Below are 18,811 nucleotides of genomic sequence, written 5' to 3' on the forward strand. Positions count from 1 at the left end.
TTTGAAGAATGCATTAGCCATTTGCAGCGGTCAGTTCCAATGCACGCTGATAGGCGATTTTTTTCTTGATGCCAGTGAGATCAGCAGCCAGTTGGGAGGCGGCTTTGACCGAGAGATCCTGTAATAAGCGCAGTAAAAGTTTGTCCAGTTTTTCCTGATCCAGATCTTTTTCTACCGTTGCACCACCGACCACCAGCACAATTTCACCTTTTTGCTGATTATGATCCTGAGCAATAAATTCCACCAGTTCAGCCAAGGTCATTTTTTTGATGGTTTCAAAAGTCTTTGTAATTTCACGGGCAAAGCCGACAGGGCGCTCTGCACCAAAAACCTGAGCCAAATCTTTGACACATTCCAGAATCCGATGCGGCGCTTCGTAAAAAATCAGGGTCTGGCTTTCATCTTTGAGTTTTTCCAGAGTTAACAGACGCTGGCTTTGTTTTGAAGGCAAAAAGCCTTCAAAGCTAAAACGGTCACTAGGCAGACCTGCAGCACTTAGGGCGGCAATTGCTGCACAGGCACCCGGTACCGGAACCACCCGGATATTGTGCTCTTGTGCTGCACGGACAAACTTGAAGCCTGGGTCACTGATCAGGGGAGTACCGGCATCACTGATCAGTGCCATATCTTCACCCATGAGCAGCCGTGCAATCAGCTGTTCAATCTTGTTGCTTTCGTTGTGTTCATGGCAGGCCGTCAGCGGTGTTTGAATATTAAAATGTTTAAGTAATTGTGCAGAAGTTCGTGTATCCTCAGCGGCAATAAGACTCACCGATTTTAAAACTTGAATTGCACGATAACTAATATCATCTAAGTGCCCGATTGGAGTCGCAACAACAAATAACTGAGCACTCATAGGTTTCTCCATGTGGAATAAAATGAATAATAAAAAATGGAAGATTAAAAATAAAATATTGTGCTTAAGCCTGCTGCTCTGCTGTAGCAGTGTACAGGCGGAAGTGCTGATCATTCTACCTGAATCTGGCCCTTTGGCGCGAGCTGCATCCAGTATCAAACAGGGTTTTCTAAGTGCCTATCAGGTTTCCGGGCAGAAAGTCCCGCTAAGATGGGTTAATTCTGACCAGAAGAAAATCCCCCAACTATTGAAACAGCATGTCAATAAAAAGACCCAGCTGGTGATTGGCCCACTGGCCCGTCAGGATGTTGAGCAATTGATTCAAAGCAGGCCCGGAATTCGCACCTTAAGCTTAAATGAAGCGACGTCAAAGACCGCCAAGGTCTGGCAATTCAGTCTGTCGAAAAGAGATGATGCAGCTGCCTTAAAACAGCAAATCTCTCAAGACGGTATCCAGCAGCTTCTGGTGCTACGCCAGCCAGGACATGAAACGGAACATGAGCTTGTACTGATGTCACTGCTGAGCCAGAGCAATTTACAATTACATCTGGTTGAGAAACCGCCCTTTTTCTTGAAACATAAACAAGGCATATTATTACTTGGTAATGCAGACTGGCTGGCTACTTTACAGGGCTTGGGACATAAACGTATCTATACGGTCGCCCATGCAATTAATGAGCAGTATTCACCGCCACGGGGCATCAAGTTTTGTGATGTGCCCGTACTTTATTTTGGTCACTGGCCCGACGTTCATCAGGCCTATCATCAGAATCCGGTAGATATGTCCTATCAGCGGCTGATTGCCTTTGGGGGCGATGCTTGGCAAATTGCCCAATATTATCTTGCCAATAAAAAACTGAAACAGATTGAGTTTTATGGCCGCACCGGTCTGATTCAGCTATCCGAGCAGGGTGTACAGCGTACACCCTCCTGTTTTCAGCAAACTGCCCATGGCTTGAAGGTATTGTGAAGGATGAGCAGACAAAAACAGTTGGGGCTATGGGCCGAACAGCAGGCGGCCCACCTGATGGAGGAGCAGGGTTTTCAGTTATTGGCCCAGAACTATCATAGTCGTTATGGTGAACTGGATCTGGTGATGCAGCGTGGGCTAGAGCTGGTTTTTGTAGAGGTAAAGGCTCGGGCCAGAACCCGTTATGCCCCAGCGATTGAATCTATTTCTTACACAAAGCAAAGAAAAATCTTACAGACAGCCTTATGTTTTATTCAGCAATCTCCACAATTTATTCATCATGATTATCGTTTCGATGTAATTTGTTTTGATTTTAATCAGTATTTTGCAAAAACCATACAGCATGACTTTTCACTATACCCGTATGATTTGCAATGGATTGAAAATGCTTTTACTTTTGATCAAGAGTTTATTAATCTTTGAACAAAATAAGTCCAGATATGCTTATATTTACTGCAGGAACAGGCTAAAGTCCCCTATAGTGGAATTTATCTGAACTTAAGAACAGACGATTAAATTAAGATAAAGACTGTAAAAAATTGAAGGAGTCTTGCTGAGTGGTTAAGCGTATTGCAATAACAATGCTGTGTGTCGCAAGTTTATCGGGTTGTGCCAGCTTTATTTCCAGTGGTACAGGTACGGCTCCTGTAGGTACCGAAAGTGGTGTACGAACGTTGGGACAGGTGTTTATTGATTCTTCTATTGTGCGTACTGCAAAAATTAATCTTTATAAACTGGATTCGCGTTTTAAACAGGCGCGGGTCAATATTGAAAGTTTCCATGGCAATGTGCTGTTGACGGGGCAGGTGCCAGATGCGCATCTTAAGCAGCTGGCAGAAGATAATGTCAAGTCGATGAGCGATGTGAAAGCCGTCCATAACTTTATTACAGTAGGTAATCAGATCAGCTATAACACCATCATGCAGGATACGGCAGTGACCGCCAATACCCGTGGCCTGATTATGAAAGCACCGGTGGTGTCAGACAGTAAGCTGCATATCCATACCGAAGATGGCGTATTGTATGTGATGGGGCGCTTAAACAATGCGGAAATTAATGACCTGAATCAGGTGCTGCAACAGGTAGGCAATGTCACAAAAATTGTCACTTTGATTGATAATATCGAACAGAGTTCAACGCTAAACGGGCAGGATTTTGCGGCACCGGCTTCCTATGCGCAACCTGGCCTGGAACAGACACCAGTTGCCATTGATCCAGATGCGATTGAGCCAACCGATGCTCCATAAGGTTGAGCATTTAAGAACGCAACTGTCAAATCAGTTACTTGAAGTCCAGCAACGCTATAAAGATTTGCGAGTATATGATGTTGGCAGTTATGCGTTGAATCGTTTAACCCCCCGACAGGGTTATAGTTTTGAACACCAGCTGGCTTATGGACTGAAAGCTCGGCAGCGCTTTGACTTGTTCCGCAGTCATCAGCCTTTATCTCATCGGCCACTGATTGTATTTGTACATGGCGGTGCATGGCTGCATGGGGACAAAAAGGATTATCGCTTCATTGGCGAAGCTTTTGCCAAAGAAGGCTATGATGTCGTCGTTATGAATTATCATCTGGCGCCTGAACATATTTTCCCGATGTATATTAATGACCTGCATTTATTGCTTAATCATTTACAGCAGGCAGAAACGCAGTTAAACATTTCTACAGAAAATCTGGTCTTGATGGGGCATTCTGCCGGGGCATTTAATGTAATGTCGGCTTTATATCATCCACAAAAGGCAATGATTCAGCGCGAGAATATCCGAGCTATTATTGGACTAGCCGGGCCTTACCATTTCGATTATAAAAATGACCCGATCTGTGCCGATGCCTTTGATCAGTCGATTCCCTATCAGCAGGTGATGCCTTATTATTTTGTAGAAAACAGCTCGACCAGGCATTATCTGTTTATGGCGGAAAGAGACACTATTGTTGGCCATTTCAATAGTCAGGACTTGGATCAGGTCCTGAAAGATCATGGTAATCATTGTGAATTGGTGACAATTCCAAAGCTTGGACATATTACCCTGATTGGTTCATTGTCCAGTTTGTTTAGCCGCTTCTTTGAAACCAAGCCGCGTGTAATGTGGGCGCTTGAGGATGCTTTTAGATAAAGAGCTATCTGTGTAATTCAAACGCTTAGCAATAAAAAGCCCGGTTTAAACCGGGCTTTTTGATTAAATCTTTTAGAGCCAGGCCCGGGTGTCATCAGCCACCGGGAGACCTTGGGTCACATGCATGATCATGGCGTGGGCAATACTGCCTTTAAATGGAATCTCTGGCAGCTGGTCAAATTTGAAAAATTGCGCATCACTGATTTCCTCTTCCTGCAACTGTAACTCACCTCCCGCATATTCTGCTTTAAAGGCAATCATCAGGTTGCTGGGGAAAGGCCAGGGTTGGCTGGCCAGATACTGGATGTTCGTCAGTTCCAAGCCTACTTCTTCAAAAGTTTCACGACGGACTGCTTCTTCAAGGGTTTCTCCGACCTCTACAAAGCCAGCAATCAGGCCATACATCTGACTGTTCTTGTTGCGTGCATTTTTGGCCAGCAGTATTTCATTCTCACCTCGGGTAATAACCGTAATGACACAAGGCTGAACCCGGGGGTATTGACGATAATGACAAGTAGGACAGACCATGGCATGTTCTGTGGTATGAGCTTCAGTCGCTGTGCCGCAGTGACTGCAGAATTTGTGGTTACGGCGCCACTCCAGTAATTGCACGGCGCGGCTGGCCTGTTCAAATTGCTGGGCATTCCAGAATTGTAACAGCTGACGGATGGGCACCAGTTGCAGGCCGTCAGGGATCGGCTCTTGCGGAAGCAGGTCACGGGCAATTACCTGAGCATCCGTGTTCAGTAGCAAGTCACCTGCGAGTGCTTCAACTCGCGGAAGTTGAAAGTGTTGATCGACCAGCAACTGTTGCTGCTGGAAAATATAAGCCAGTGATAATTTAGACATTAGGCAACGCTTTTCAGTTTTTCACTACTGTCTAATGCTATCTTAAACATGGACTGTAATACAGGCTGTTTATTCTTTAAGTTATTAATCATCATATCCGCGCTTGCCAGTGCATCCAGTGCGTGATGCACTTCCTCTGGACTGAGAGCCGTTGACAGTTCAAAGCGCTTCTTGATAAAGGCCGCTGTGGTCACAAAGGCTGTACGGACCTGTTCAGCATTCAGGAACATCATCGCCCCGCCAATTTCAATCAACTGTGCTGGTACAGCTTCGAGTGCGGCCAGATCCTGCTCTTGCAGATAATTGCTCAGAGTCTGGCTAGACAGTTCGATGATTGCCTGGGTTTCATTCAATAGGGCGGTATGAGCTTCATCCAGACGGTCGAGTGAAACATTCATATTATTCACCCGCAGCTGTAGACGGCTCGAAGTATGATGACGTTCCAGCACTCCAATCGAGTTCATGGCTGACAGAATGACATTCATCAGTTGCTGGGCAAAGTTTTCATCTTTGAGAATATCCGCCTGACTCAATGACGCGGCTTGCTGGGTCAGGTCATTGTAGGCTTCATTCAGGTTCAGTACCTTGAAAATATTGGCCAGATTATTCAACTGAAGCTGAAGTTCCTGCGTTTTTTCAGGACTCATGTTCTGATAGTTGTATTCGATCTCATTACGAATTTGCGCCATTTCTGTGGTCACCAGTTCACTGATCGTCTGCATGGTTTCAAAGTCAGGTCCATAAAGATGACGGCTGAATACCTGCAATTGCGTATCAGTGAGCAGCTCATCGCCAATGTTGAGCTGGTTACGGATATGTTGTGAGATAGGATCTTCCTGACTGATGCAAAGGCTAATTACATTGGCCAGATCGCTCATGGAGGCCTTAAAGCTTTGCGGTGTATTAAAGTACTGCGCCATATTGCGTTCGATGCTGATCAGGGTGCGCAAACGCGGTTCATTAATCAGCAAGTGCTCAATATTGTTAAACGCTACATGGACCAGATGCCAGTATTGCTTACTCGGATGATTGACGGCCAGACCTGCCAGATAGGTACCGACCAGCTTGATTGCCTGCAAATCCATCTCGCTTTCTTCCTGTTTTAGCAGCTTGTTTAGAGACAGCTTGTACAGGCGTTGTACATAGTTGGATTTTTCCAGACCTGGCGCTTGCGGTAACTGGAAGTCCGGGGTAATCAGATCCAGTAGAGGTTCAATATGCTGACCTTCGGTAGTTAGCGGTTTGCCCAGCGCAATTTCCAGACGGTTCAGGGTATCCAGCAGGAACTGTGGAATCTTCACTTCACGCAGACAGATAAATTCGATATAGCGTTTCAGCATGGTGGTGCCTTCACTCAACGCGATCACGTCCTGAGTATTTACCTGGGCCGGATTTTCTATAATCTTGCGCATAAGTTCTGCTGAATATTGAGCAATTTTTGCCAGACTTTGCATATCAATCAGAGCCAGAACCTGCGCACACTGTTCAAACTGATTTAATGCATCATCAATACCAAAAGGTAAGGCCTGATCTTCTACCAAGGTGCTTACTGCTGATTCGACTAACTTGATCGAGTTATCAACCTCATTTTTTATTATCAGTAATGCTGTTGGATCAAAATGTATAGAGGTTTGGTAAGACATGGATCTGCACCTTTCCTGAAGTATTATCTATATATGCGTCCCGTTTTATTGGACGGAACTGTTTGTAATTACTATAACTGAAGAACTGTATTTTTAAAGCGAAATTACTGCTCGAAATCTAGATTTTATTTGGCAAAAAGGCAAGGAGTTCCATGCTTTTCCTGAAATTGTTTGACCCACTTCTCATGTTCTGCAAGTTCTTCATCTGATGGAAGAATCACCGGCAGCTCCATCTCGATCCGGGCGCTGCCAGAACGGTTCCCTTGTTCTTCTGTCTGAGAGAGGGCATCCATATCAAAAGAAACCTGTCCACCGGTCATCGCCAGATAGACATCGGACAGAATTTCCGCATCCAGCAAGGCGCCATGGAAGGTACGGTCGCGTTGTGGAATTTCATAACGGCGTACCAGTGCATCAAGGGAGTTTTTCTGTCCAGGATGCTTGGATTTGGCCATAGCCAGAGTATCGGTAACTTCACATACTTCGGACAACGCAACATGCCCTGCACGCTTGAACTCCATATCTAGGAAGTTCATATCAAAGGTCGCGTTATGTGCAATAATCTCGGCTCCTTGCAGATAGTCAAACAGGACCTGAGAAATCTCTTCAAATAATGGCTTGTCTTGCAGGAATTCATCAGTAATGCCGTGGACATTGACCGAATCGCCGACCGGTTTTTGAGGGTTGGTATAAATATGAATCGAGCTGCCAGTGAGTTTGCGGTTAATCATCTCGATTGCACCAATCTCAATAATCCGGTCACCATCCTGATAGTAAAAACCGGTAGTTTCCGTATCCAGGATTAATTGGCGTGGGCCATGTAACTCTACTGTTGCAGGTGTAATGACAATATGTGGATGCATCTGAACCGGCTGGGCTTCATTCATGGCCTGAGAATGAGAGCTTGGTTCTGGGACTGCCATATCAGTTTCAGTTTCTTCAACCTCAATCGGCTCTTCCGGTTCTTCTTCATCCGTCATCAGGTCCAGACCAAAAGGATCGTCTAGCAGCCAGTCGGGTTCAGATTTTTTTTTATCTTCCGTGGTGGAAGCAGATGAAGCGGACAGTTTGGATTTTTTCAGGGTTTCATCAGCGCCCTGATTGGCCAGCTGGTCGGCCATTTCATTGCCCGCATGACCGGCATGGCCTTTGATCCAGTGCCATTCAATTTCACGTCCCTGGCAGCTTGCATCCAGTTCTTGCCAGAGGTCCGGGTTTTTGACATCTTTCCAGTTTTTCTTTTTCCAGCCGTGAATCCATTCGGTAATGCCTTGTTTGACATAATTGGAGTCGGTATAGATCACCAGTTTTGCATCTTTGGGGCAGAACTTAATTCCTTTGATGGCGGCAGTCAGTTCCATACGGTTATTGGTGGTATGGTCTTCGCCACCACAAATTTTATGTTCCTGCTGTCCGCTAACAATATACGCCCCCCAGCCGCCTAAACCAGGATTGCCACGGCAAGCGCCATCAACATAGAGGGTAATTGTGTGTGACATATATAAATCCGATCAGAAAAGAACATGATGAGCCGATATTGTATAACGCAAATGCAGCGGATTAAGCTACCCGTAGCGGTTTTTTTAATTTCTTGTAACATTTAACGTGAAATCAGGGTAAATTATTGCCTTGTGTCTCCGACATGCTTAACTACAATGGCATATCTTAAAAAATAAATTATACGGATTGTTTGGATTTCTTTATGTATAAACCAACCGCAACTTTGTGGCAGCCTGATTTCCCCATCTTGTTAAAACTTTCTGTACTTGGAACGGCGCTTGCTTCCTTGGGACTGACCGGCTGTTCATCTACACAAAGTGCGACCCAAACAGGTTCCAGTAAAAAAGTCAGTTCGCAATATCTGGATGCCAACGGTCTGGATGGACTTGAAGATCTGCTTTCTGCTACCGATATGCGGGCAGTGGAAGGAGATCGTTTGCAGGTTCTAAAACACGGTGATATCTGGAAGCGCATGACTGTGGGCTTCAAGATGGATTTAACTGTCTGGAACCCGCGTATTGATGCCCAGCGTGGCTGGTTTATTTCCCGTCAGCCTTATCTGGACCGCTTGAGTGCGCGTGCTTCGCGTTATTTATATCATACGGTGAAAGAGGCAGAGCGTCGTGGTATGCCGACTGAACTGGCGTTATTACCGATTATTGAAAGTTCCTATGACCCGGCAGCGACCAGTAGTGCGGCAGCAGCAGGCTTGTGGCAGTTTATTCCAAGTACCGGCCGTATTTATGGTTTAAAACAGACCCCGATGTATGATGGCCGTCGTGACGTTGTAGAATCCACCCGTGCAGCTTATGAGTTTTTGGGGAGCCTGTATAACCAGTTTGGTTCCTGGGAGCTGGCTCTGGCATCTTATAATGCGGGTCCAGGACGTATTCAACAGGCGATTAACCGTAACAAGGCAGCCGGTTTGCCGACTGACTATTGGTCTTTAAAACTGCCGCAGGAAACGATGAACTATGTGCCGCGCTTTCTGGCAGTGGCACAGATTGTAAAAAATCCTAATCAGTATGGCGTGAGTTTACCGCCCATTGCCAACCGTCCTCACTTCCGTGAAGTGAATGTGGGTGCATCCAGTCTGAATGAGATTGCAGCGATTACCGGTTTAAGCCGTGCAGAACTTTATCAGTTAAACCCGGGACATCGGGGGGAACGGATTGATCCACAAAGCCCGCGCCGTATTCTGATCCCGGCTGACCTGAGTCCATCGATTGATGAGAAACTGAAAAAACTCTCTGGCTCTGGCGGTTTATTGGCGAGTGCTCCAAGCTCTGCTGCTAAAACTTCGACCACCACGGTGCTTACGACCCGCACACCTTCTGCTGCAACCACCAGCAAGTCCGGTACAGTATCGGCAACTGCGGGAGTGGTGAGTAAAACGGCAAGCTCTACAGCAACTCAAGTCGCCACGAACTCTGGCAATTCGCTGGCACTTAATACTAAAAAAGTATCCACACCAAAAGGATCGACCGCCTTGGCGGACTTCGCGGCACAAAGTGACTTGCCGATTCCGAGTGCACCACGTATTCCGGTGGCGGTAAGACCCGATACTCCGGTTAAGCCGGTTCAGGTGGAGCCTCCAATTTCTGCGGCAGAACGTGAGAAAATTCAAAGTATGCTAGCTGCAGAGAGTGCGGCACAAACGGTAGAAGATGTTTTACAGCCTGTAGCGACAACCGCTGAGCGTGATGAGGTGGTTGAGGAGCTAAAAGCCTTGGCACCTGCGGGCACAGAAATTGTTGATCCTTATGATGGCAAAATTAAGCTCACTGCCATTCAGACCAGTCTGTCTGTGGCAGAGCAGCAGGGCAAGGAGCTGACCAAAGGTTTTTCCTATCCTAAACAGGTGGCGGAAAATACCCAAGCCAGTTCAGTTGAAGCCCAGCTGAATCAGGGCAAGAACTATGTCAAGACTGACTCTGAAGTGGTCGTGGTGCCACCGAAAGGCAAACGCAGTACTTATACCGTTGTTGCGGGTGATACTTTGGCGCTGATTGCAGCCAAAAATGGGGTGAGCTGGCGTGATGTTGCCAAGTGGAACCAGATTGATCCGAGTGCAACGCTATATGTAGGAACCACGATTTATCTCTATGATGCCAAGCCGGTACAAGCAGCGCCGAAGGCCAAAGAAAAACCGGACAGCTATGTGGTTCAGGCTAATGACTCCTTAACCAGTGTCGCCAGCCAGTTCGGTTTAAGCCTACAACAATTGGCCGATTTTAATGATCTGGCACCAAGTAGTGGTTTGTTTGTCGGCCAGAAGCTGGCTTTAAAACAAACTGCCACAAAAGCCAAAGCTGAGGACAACAAAAAAGCAGAAACAGTCAAAATTCAGACCAAGTCTTATACGGTAAAACGTGGTGAATATTTGAAACTGATCGCGGATCGTTATGCCTTGTCGAATGGTGAACTGGCAGCATTGACCCTGGGGTTAACAGCGGGCAGCAGCTTATTGGTGGGACAAAAGATCAATGTGCCATTAAATGAAGTGGCAGAGTTGACTACATCGGGCAAAAAAGTCGAGCAGAAGTTTGAAAATGTCAAAGTAGAGCAGACACCGACAGAAAACTATCAGGTCAAGCGCGGTGAAACCCTGTATAGCATTGCCAGTCAAAGCAAGCTCAGCGTATCGGAACTGGCGGCCTTGAACAGTCTGTCTGCCAATAGCGGCTTGCGTATCGGTCAGACCATCAAAATTCCAGCCGCTAGTCGAGTGCCGGAAACTTATACGGTGCAAGCAGGGGACACCTTGACCGGTATCACGGCGAAATACAATCTGTCGATGGACCAGATTGCGGACTTGAATAATATTTCCCGTACGGCCAATCTACGTGTCGGTCAGCGCTTAAAACTGAGCGGCGAAGCTGAACCTGTGCAGGAAACGCAGGTTGAGAGCAGTACGAAGAATATCAAGTCTGATACGCATGTGGTGAAATCGGGTGAAACCCTCACTTCGATTGCGCGTCAGTATCATTTGCAGCAGAAGTATCTGGCGGATTTAAATGGTCTGAAGAGCAATAGCAGCCTGCGTATCGGCCAGCGTTTAAAAATTGAAGGTCAGTTTCCGGCCGATAAAAAAGTCGAAGAAGCGAAGGTGACAAATAAATCTTCAGCGTCTAAAGCAACGGAATCTTATACCGTGAAATCCGGCGAGTCTCTGAATGCGATTGCCAAGCGTTTGGGCATAAGCGTGAGTGATCTGGCAGGCCTGAACAATCTCGGTCCGCGTGCAGGGCTGCGTGTCGGTCAGACCATTCAGATTCCAAAATTGGTGACTGAATATAAGATCCAGCGTGGAGATACCTTGATTGGTCTGGCTGCGCGTCATGGTCTGGCAACAGACGAACTGGCAGAAATGAATGAAATCAAACCGAATACGCAATTGCGGATTGGCGAGGTAATTAAGGTTCCAAACTGATTTTTGTCTCGTGAGATTGTTTAATCCCAGTCATATCTGGATGGTAGTGACTGCCCCTTGGCTCATCAGTAGCAGTGGGGCAGCAGTCATCACCACCCCGTATATTGCCCTGCATGGCAGTCCTCAATATGCTCACGCTGAATCTATGCCTTATGCCAACCCTAAAGCACCCAAAGGTGGGGTGCTGATCCGGGCTGCGGATGGCAGTTTTGATAATCTGAACAGCATGAATGGCAAGGGGAATGTCACTGAAGGGATTAACTATATTTTTGACAGTTTACTGTCGAAGTCGCTGGATGAGCCTGGCGTATATTATCCCTTGCTGGCGGAGAAAGTCAGTTTCGATCCAGAGCAGACCGCCTATATTATTTTCCATTTAAATCCGAAGGCCAGATTCAGTAATGGTCAGCCCGTCACGGCAAAGGATGTTAAATACAGCTTTGAGCTGTATCAGACCCAATCCAATTTTGGCTTGCAGATGTATCTGGCGGATATTCAACGCATTGAAGTGCTATCTCCCTTAAAAGTCAAAATCAGTTTTAAGTCGCGCCACAATCCGGAAATGGCCATAGGCGTGTCACAAATGCCGATTTATGCACAACAGGAATGGCAGCAGCGTAATTTTAAGGAGATCAGCCTGAAACCGATTCTGGGTTCAGGGCCTTATGTGATTGAACGGATTGAAGCGGGACGACGTATTTCCTATAAGCGCAATCCGCATTATTGGGGCCGGGATTTGCCGGTCAATCGTGGGCGTTATAATTTTGACCGGATTCAATATCGATATTACCGCAGTCCGGAAATTAAATTTGAAGCTTTTAAATCAGGCCAGTTCACCCTCCATGAGGAAACTCAGGTCAGCCGCTGGGTGAAAGATTACCGCTTTCCTGCGGTACGGCAAGGCCGGGTCAAGACCTATCGCCTACACCACCATAATCCGATTCCCACACAAAGCCTGGTGTTGAATACTCGGCGTCAGCCTTTTGCTGATATTTACTTCCGTCAGGCGCTGAGTCTGGCCTATGATTTTGAATGGCTGAACAAAGCCATGTTTCATGGAGAGTATCAGCGTTTAAATAGTTTTTTTAGCAATAGTGAACTCGCATCTGGTGGAAAACCCAGTGCTCAGGAGCTGAAAATTTTACAGCCTGAACTGTCTAAATTGCATCCGGTACAGCGTCAAGCAGTATTGCAAAACTGGCAGTATCCACCCTCGGATGCCTCCGGATTTAACCGCAAAAACCTGCTTCAGGCCCGGAAAATCCTGTTAAAAGCCGGTTATTATTATCAGCAGGGACAGTTGCTAAATGCCCAGGGTAAAACTGTAAAAATCGAGTTTTTATTACATCAGGCCGAGCAGCAGCGTTATCTGATGCCTTATCTCAGGCATTTAAAACGTCTGGGGATTCAGGCTCGAATCCGGATGGTGGAAACTGCACAGTATTATGAGCAGCTAAGAAATTATCAGTTCGATATGATTGTGGATACCATGCCGCAATCGCTGACGCCGGGACAGGAACAAAAGCAGTTGTGGGGTAGCGAGGCTGCAGGCCAGCCCGGCAACTATAATTATGCCGGGATTCGCAATCCGGGGATTGACCGGGTAATTGATCAGGTCATTCAGGCGCAAAGCCGCGAGCAGCTGATAGACCGTACCCGGGCCTTGGATCGTTTGCTGCGGGCGGGTTATTATCACATTCCGACATATGGTAGCCGTGAATACTGGTACGCTTACTGGAATATGTATCAACAACCCAAGATCAAGCCGAAGCTTTCTGCCGGCATTGATTACTGGTGGGTTGATGCTGGCAAGGCCAAACAAATAGCACCCTATTTAAAATATCGCTAAGTTTCTAGTCCCGAGGAGTACCATGAGTACTTATATACTCAAACGTCTGCTACTCATGATTCCAACATTATTCGTCATTTTACTGATCAATTTTGTGGTGATTCAGCTTGCACCGGGTGGTCCTGTAGAACAGGCGATTTATCAGGCGCAGCACGTTAACCCTCTGGGGGCGAATGGCTTGAAATATCAGGGGCAGCAAGGTCTGACGCCTGAAATGCTGGAGCAGATTAAAATTCAATATGGATTTGACCAGCCGCTCTATCTGCGTTTCTGGGAACTGCTGAAAAGCTATGCCCAGTTTGACTTGGGACACAGTTTTTTTAAAGGGCAGGCTGTAACAGACCTCATCTGGGAAAAACTTCCTGTCTCATTGTCTTTAGGCCTGTGGAGTACGGTGCTGATCTATCTGGTCTCGATTCCTCTGGGCATCCAGAAAGCTAAAAAGCATGGCAGCCTGTTTGACCAGACTACCTCCTTGCTGTTGGCGGTCGGTTATGCCATTCCAGCCTTTATTTTTGCGATTTTGCTGATTGTATTGTTTGCAGGTGGCTCTTATCTGCAATGGTTTCCTTTGCAAGGCCTAAGCTCGGAAAATTTTGCTGAATTATCTTTTTGGGGGAAAATCCGGGATTATTTTTGGCATATGGCGCTGCCCTTGCTGGCTATTGTACTGGGCGGTTTTTCCCGACTGACCTATCTGGTGAAATTTTCCTTTGTCGAGGAGCTGGGCAAACATTATGTACTGGCAGCGCAAGCCAAAGGCCTACAGGAACGGGCAGTGCTGTATCGGCATGTATTGCGGAATGCTGTGCTGGTTCTGGTTGCCGGTTTACCTGAGGCACTGCTCGGCATTCTATTTGTCGGTAACCTGTTTATCGAAATCATCTTCAATCTGGATGGTTTGGGGCTGCTGGGATTTGAGGCGATTATGCAGCGGGATTATCCGGTAATTTTTGGAACGCTCTTTATTTTTAGCTTGCTGGGTCTGCTTCTGCGTTTACTCAGTGATGTGCTGTACCGGGTAATTGATCCACGGATTCATTTTGAATCGCGAGGATTGAAATAATGTCACCGATGCTGCGTGCCAGCCTGCAACGCTTTAAAAATAACCGGACCGGTTTTGCCTGTTTCATTGCATTTTTAATGATTCTGCTGCTTTCGTTGGGCGCGGAACTGATTGCCAATGATAAACCCCTGCTGGTCAAATATCAGGATGCTTATTATCTGCCCGTACTGAAGGCCTATCCTGAAACCACCTTTGGTGGTGTTTTTGAAACTGAGGCTGAATATCAGGACCCGGCTGTGCAGCAGCTGATCCATGCCAATGGTTGGGCGCTTTGGCCGGTTATCCGGTTTTCCTATGACACACCCAATCTGGCGCTGGATGTGCCGCTTCCTGCACCCCCCAGTCAGCAGAACTGGTTAGGGACAGATGATCAGGGGCGAGATGTGTTGGCCCGGATTCTGTATGGCTTGCGTATTTCCCTGCTATTTGGTTTTGCATTGACTTTGCTGTCTGCAGCCCTCGGTATTCTGGTCGGCGCAATCCAGGGCTATTATGCCGGCTGGGTAGACCTGATTGGGCAACGGATTCTCGAAGTCTGGGGCAGTCTGCCAATGCTGTTTATGGTGATGATTCTGGTCAGTCTGTTCAGTCCGAATATTTACTGGCTGTTTTTGATCATGCTGTTCTTTGGCTGGACCACGCTGGTGTCGATGGTGCGGGCTGAATTTTTGCGAGCGAGAAATCTGGAGTATGTCTGGGCTGCCAGAAGTATGGGCGCAGGCCATGGCCGGATCATGTTCCGGCATATCTTGCCCAATGTCATCGGTTCCAGCCTGTCGCAGCTTCCTTTTATGCTGACCGCTAATATTAGCGCCCTGACTGCTTTGGATTTTTTGGGGTATGGCTTGCCACCTGAAACAGCTTCTCTGGGTGAGCTGTTACTACAAGGAAAAAATAATTTAAATGCGCCTTGGCTGGCCTGGTCTGGCTTTCTGACCTTGGCAATTGTGCTGTCCCTGCTCATTTATACGGGAGAAGCCATACGGGATGCTTTTGATCCTAAAACTTAAACTTCTCACTTCATTCCAGCTAAAAAAGATGCATCGTCTTAAACATAGAGCAAATAAATTTGTGATCAGTCATCTTAAATAAAATTTGTGTCAATTTGACAAGTTGAATTGTCAAATTTTCTGACTTGGGTTATAACACATACAAAATAAGATAAATACCTTAGGAATATACATGACAAAATTGGCTGATTCTATCCAGATTCGTAATACCCAGTTTAAAAATCGCATTATTAAAGGCGCGATGAGTGAAGCGCTGGCCAATGATGCAGGTCAGCCGAATCAGGCCCATTTAAAACTTTATGAAGCTTGGGCCAAAGGCGGTTTGGGCTGCGCGATTACCGGCAACGTCATGGTGGATTTTCGTGCCAAAAATGAACCTGGCGTGGTCGTGGTGGAAACCGAACGTGATCTGGCGCAGCTCCAGGCGTGGGCTGAAGTGGGCAAACGTCATGGTATGGTGCAGCTGGTTCAGTTGTCTCATCCGGGACGTCAGTGTCCTAAAGGATTAAATAAAGAAACGGTTGCGCCTTCGGCTGTGCCTTTTAGCCCGGCGCTGGCGGTAAGTTTTGGGACACCGCGTGAACTAGGTGAAGATGAGATTCTAGATATTATTCAGCGCTTTGCAACTTCAGCAGCCATCTGTGAAAAGGCCGGGTTTGAAGGCGTGCAATTACATGGTGCCCATGGTTATCTGATCAGCCAGTTTTTATCGCCGCTGACGAATAAGCGTCAGGACCAGTGGGGTGGCAGTATTGAAAACCGCAGCCGTTTTCTGCTTGAGACTTATCAGGCGGTTCGTGCCGCAACCTCGGAAAACTTCATCATCTCGGTCAAGCTGAACTCCGCGGATTTCCAACGTGGTGGTATTAGTGAAGAAGATGTGATCTATGTCTTTAAAGCCATGGATGCCGCAGGTATTGATATGATCGAGGTATCTGGCGGGACTTATGAAGCACCGGCCATGGCAGGAGTAAAAGCGGAAAAACGTAAAGCTTCAACCGTGGCACGAGAGGCCTATTTCCTCGACTTTGCCGAGAAGATTCGTCAGGAAGTAAATTGCCATCTAATGGTGACGGGTGGCTTCCGTACTGCAGCGGGTATGAATGCCGCCTTGGAAAGTGGTGCATGCGAATTTGTGGGTATTGCCCGCCCATTTGCGGTTGAGCCCGATCTGGGCGATCGTCTGGTTGCCGGGGAGGATGTGCGATATGCCGTGGAGAAAATTAAAACCGGTATTCCAATGGTTGATAAAATGGCCATTATGGAAATTATCTGGTATGCCGCACAGTTTAAGGAAATTGCCAAAGGCAATCAGCCGAATCCAAAACTATCACCTCTAAAAGTTTTTCTGAATTATTTAAAAGGTAATGTAAAAGCCGTGATTAAAGGTCAGATCAATTCACGTAAATCAGCTTGATAGCTATAAATTGAAGCAAAAAAACAGGGCATTTTAAATGCCCTGTTTTTATCAGTGACTTGTTTAGCAATAGGTCATGGCCTGAGTCTGGAAGGGGAAGAGTAGCTGGCAAAGCTGACGTGTAGCCCATAAACCGACTTCCTGATGGTGCATATGTGGCGCCACATAAGGAATCAATAAATCAATCTTCTGCTCGGCAGCGGCACAGCGATTCAAACGGTTTTTCAGCTGATGAATCTGTTGCTGATCGATACGGTTTAATACTGATTCCGTCTGATGATTTAGCTGAGATTTGCTACCTGTAGACAGGCGGGCAGCCAATGTCGCTCCCTGAATCCAGTCTTTAATAATCTGCTTTTCAGTGGCATTAAATACGCCAAACATTTTGCCGTCCGGATCATCAATGATTTTCCAGAAACGGCTCTGTTCTACTGCTGCATCTTTTACAATCCAACCTTTTTCAAGCATGACTTTCAGGAAGTCGGCAATCTGCGCCGGGTCAGATAGCCATTCATTGATATTTTTGCCGCTAAACTGGCACTTCTGGTTATGGATATATTGTCCGATCAGAGCCTTATTTTGGAATACTTTCAAGGCCAGTTGTTCAGGATTTAGTTGCGTGATGATCTCGGTAGAACTTTTACCAATATCATTCAGTACATAACCTTTTTTGATCAGATCCAGATACTGTGCAGGATCTTCCGCGAGAGCATAGTGATCTAAATAGGCTTGTAACGATTTGTGGGCATGACCATTGTGCGCATTATCAATGGTGATATGCACATTGAAGTAATGCGGGTCGATAGCCAGTTCAGCCAGCTCGTAATTGGTGATCAAGAGATGTAAGGGCAACTGTTCATAGCCAAGATTAAATCCAATCACTAAGGGCAGATATTCTGGAGGAGCATAGGCCAGCGCCAGTTGTACTGCCGCCTGTTCATAATAGCTGACATCCAGCTGCTCGGCATAACTGTTTAACTCATAATGGTTGAGCAGCTCCTGATACATGGTGACATGATTGGCGCGAGTATGCCCCATGCCGAGTTCTTCCAGATAGATGTAAATCAGGTCTTTATTTTCCAGACGATTCCAGTTTTGTACACTCGAATACAACCACGAACCATCTACCAGTTTCACCGGAGCCACTTTGGCTAAAAACTCAAAGGCATGGGCCACAGTGGGAAAATATTCCCGTCCTTGCTGCTGTTTGCGCCGTTCTAGATATGACTGGAAAAGCGCACAAGTTTGATGGTGCTGTTCCAGAAAATGCTGTTCTACATAAGCTGGCTGATCCAGCCATTTCATTCCCACCACATCAACTTGCTGGATTAAATCGCTTAAATAGTGCTCCGCCTGTTCGGTCTTGACCGCCGTTGAAATCTGTTGATCCTGAAAGAAGTTGACCCAATCTTTAAAATTTTTAAATTGATGGTTATGGTTTTTAATAGATGATTCAGACGAACTTGACTTTGTACTGACGAACATAATCTGATCCTTGCAGATATAGTATGCTTTCTACCTTAACGGCATGCTGATATGCTCGGTGTTGATTTTTTGTTCATATTTATAGTGTGATTGCTGTAAATGAAAATGAATCGATAACGAGATGAAGATAAATGTAAAAGAATGAAATTTTTGAATGAATTGTTTATCAAAAAAGAAAATTGCGATCCCATGAAATTGATCAAAAGATAAAAAAATAGAATTGAATGTGTAGGTAATAAAAAAGCCCAAGTCATCATGCTTGGGCTTTTTTGTGAGATCTTTCTTTTAAAAAAAAGTGTTCTCGAATATGGCGTCCCTACGGGGATTCGAACCCCGGTTACCGCCGTGAAAGGGCGATGTCCTAGGCCTCTAGACGATAGGGACAAATGAGAAGTAATATTTTAATCCATACCTTTTGATTTAAAGTATGGCGTCCCTACGGGGATTCGAACCCCGGTTGCCGCCGTGAAAGGGCGATGTCCTAGGCCTCTAGACGATAGGGACTTAATAAAATAATACTTCTGAAAATTGGCGTCCCTACGGGGATTCGAACCCCGGTTACCGCCGTGAAAGGGCGATGTCCTAGGCCTCTAGACGATAGGGACGTTTCAGAGGTGG

14 protein-coding genes and 3 tRNA genes are annotated in these 18,811 nt (G+C 46.4%); 9 read left to right on the forward strand and 8 right to left on the reverse strand.

What is annotated here, in order from left to right; genetic code table 11:
* Window positions 1-13: 13 nt before the first annotated feature.
* Window positions 14-856: a 16S rRNA (cytidine(1402)-2'-O)-methyltransferase gene (gene rsmI / locus NI461_RS02860; RefSeq protein WP_151205993.1), complete on the reverse strand. Its 843-nt coding sequence runs from the start codon at window positions 854-856 to the stop codon at window positions 14-16.
* 10 nt (window positions 857-866) lie between these two features.
* Here rsmI and NI461_RS02865 point away from each other — a divergent pair, with 10 nt between their 5' ends.
* The 4 genes from NI461_RS02865 to NI461_RS02880 all read left to right on the forward strand — a co-directional run bounded on the left by NI461_RS02865 (window position 867) and on the right by NI461_RS02880 (window position 3,941).
* Window positions 867-1,826: a penicillin-binding protein activator gene (locus tag NI461_RS02865; protein WP_174660057.1), complete on the forward strand. Its 960-nt coding sequence runs from the start codon at window positions 867-869 to the stop codon at window positions 1,824-1,826.
* A gap of 3 nt (window positions 1,827-1,829) precedes the next feature.
* Window positions 1,830-2,249, forward strand: coding sequence for a YraN family protein (locus tag NI461_RS02870; RefSeq protein WP_151203318.1), 420 nt, complete (start codon window positions 1,830-1,832; stop codon window positions 2,247-2,249).
* A 134-nt stretch (window positions 2,250-2,383) separates the two neighbouring features.
* A complete protein-coding gene (locus NI461_RS02875; RefSeq protein WP_151203319.1) occupies window positions 2,384-3,073 on the forward strand; it encodes a BON domain-containing protein in 690 nt (229 codons plus the stop codon).
* On the forward strand, window positions 3,063-3,941 hold the full coding sequence (locus NI461_RS02880; protein WP_174660056.1) for an alpha/beta hydrolase: 879 nt from the start codon (window positions 3,063-3,065) through the stop codon (window positions 3,939-3,941). The genes NI461_RS02875 and NI461_RS02880 overlap by 11 nt, the downstream gene beginning before the upstream one ends.
* A gap of 72 nt (window positions 3,942-4,013) precedes the next feature.
* On the opposite strand, the gene nudC is transcribed toward NI461_RS02880, so the two are convergent.
* The 3 genes from nudC to dnaQ all read right to left on the reverse strand — a co-directional run bounded on the left by nudC (window position 4,014) and on the right by dnaQ (window position 7,932).
* The gene (gene nudC, locus NI461_RS02885; protein ID WP_174660055.1) at window positions 4,014-4,790 is read right to left on the reverse strand and encodes an NAD(+) diphosphatase; all 777 of its coding nucleotides are present in this window, start codon (window positions 4,788-4,790) and stop codon (window positions 4,014-4,016) included.
* On the reverse strand, window positions 4,790-6,433 hold the full coding sequence (locus tag NI461_RS02890) for a chemotaxis protein (protein WP_174660054.1): 1,644 nt from the start codon (window positions 6,431-6,433) through the stop codon (window positions 4,790-4,792). The genes nudC and NI461_RS02890 overlap by 1 nt, the downstream gene beginning before the upstream one ends.
* A 125-nt stretch (window positions 6,434-6,558) precedes the next feature.
* The gene (gene dnaQ / locus NI461_RS02895; RefSeq protein ID WP_174660053.1) at window positions 6,559-7,932 is read right to left on the reverse strand and encodes a DNA polymerase III subunit epsilon; all 1,374 of its coding nucleotides are present in this window, start codon (window positions 7,930-7,932) and stop codon (window positions 6,559-6,561) included.
* A gap of 203 nt (window positions 7,933-8,135) precedes the next feature.
* On the opposite strand from dnaQ, the gene NI461_RS02900 reads away from it, so the two are divergent.
* The 5 genes from NI461_RS02900 (at window position 8,136) to NI461_RS02920 (ending at window position 16,708) form a co-directional block, all read left to right on the forward strand.
* Window positions 8,136-11,366, forward strand: a complete 3,231-nt coding sequence (locus NI461_RS02900) for a LysM peptidoglycan-binding domain-containing protein (RefSeq protein WP_253156497.1) — start codon at window positions 8,136-8,138, stop codon at window positions 11,364-11,366.
* A 40-nt stretch (window positions 11,367-11,406) separates the two neighbouring features.
* Window positions 11,407-13,215 carry an extracellular solute-binding protein gene (locus NI461_RS02905; protein WP_171478866.1) on the forward strand — a complete coding sequence of 603 codons (1,809 nt, stop codon included), beginning with the start codon at window positions 11,407-11,409 and terminating at the stop codon, window positions 13,213-13,215.
* Window positions 13,216-13,237: 22 nt separating this feature from the next.
* On the forward strand, window positions 13,238-14,281 hold the full coding sequence (locus NI461_RS02910) for an ABC transporter permease subunit (protein WP_174660051.1): 1,044 nt from the start codon (window positions 13,238-13,240) through the stop codon (window positions 14,279-14,281).
* Window positions 14,281-15,291: an ABC transporter permease gene (locus NI461_RS02915; protein WP_174660050.1), complete on the forward strand. Its 1,011-nt coding sequence runs from the start codon at window positions 14,281-14,283 to the stop codon at window positions 15,289-15,291. The genes NI461_RS02910 and NI461_RS02915 overlap by 1 nt, the downstream gene beginning before the upstream one ends.
* A 172-nt stretch (window positions 15,292-15,463) precedes the next feature.
* Window positions 15,464-16,708: an NADH:flavin oxidoreductase/NADH oxidase family protein gene (locus NI461_RS02920; RefSeq protein WP_174660049.1), complete on the forward strand. Its 1,245-nt coding sequence runs from the start codon at window positions 15,464-15,466 to the stop codon at window positions 16,706-16,708.
* Between the two features lie 63 nt (window positions 16,709-16,771).
* Here NI461_RS02920 and NI461_RS02925 read toward each other — a convergent pair whose 3' ends face one another.
* The 4 genes from NI461_RS02925 to NI461_RS02940 form a co-directional block, all read right to left on the reverse strand.
* Window positions 16,772-18,193 carry an iron-containing redox enzyme family protein gene (locus tag NI461_RS02925; protein ID WP_174660048.1) on the reverse strand — a complete coding sequence of 474 codons (1,422 nt, stop codon included), beginning with the start codon at window positions 18,191-18,193 and terminating at the stop codon, window positions 16,772-16,774.
* Window positions 18,194-18,501: 308 nt separating this feature from the next.
* Window positions 18,502-18,577, reverse strand: a tRNA-Glu gene (locus NI461_RS02930).
* 44 nt (window positions 18,578-18,621) lie between these two features.
* Window positions 18,622-18,697: transfer RNA gene (locus NI461_RS02935), tRNA-Glu, on the reverse strand.
* 25 nt (window positions 18,698-18,722) lie between these two features.
* A tRNA-Glu gene (locus NI461_RS02940) sits at window positions 18,723-18,798 on the reverse strand.
* Window positions 18,799-18,811: the final 13 nt, after the last annotated feature.

Source organism: Acinetobacter sp. S4400-12 (assembly GCF_024129495.1).
GTDB classification, from domain to species: Bacteria; Pseudomonadota; Gammaproteobacteria; order Pseudomonadales; family Moraxellaceae; genus Acinetobacter; species Acinetobacter lwoffii_C.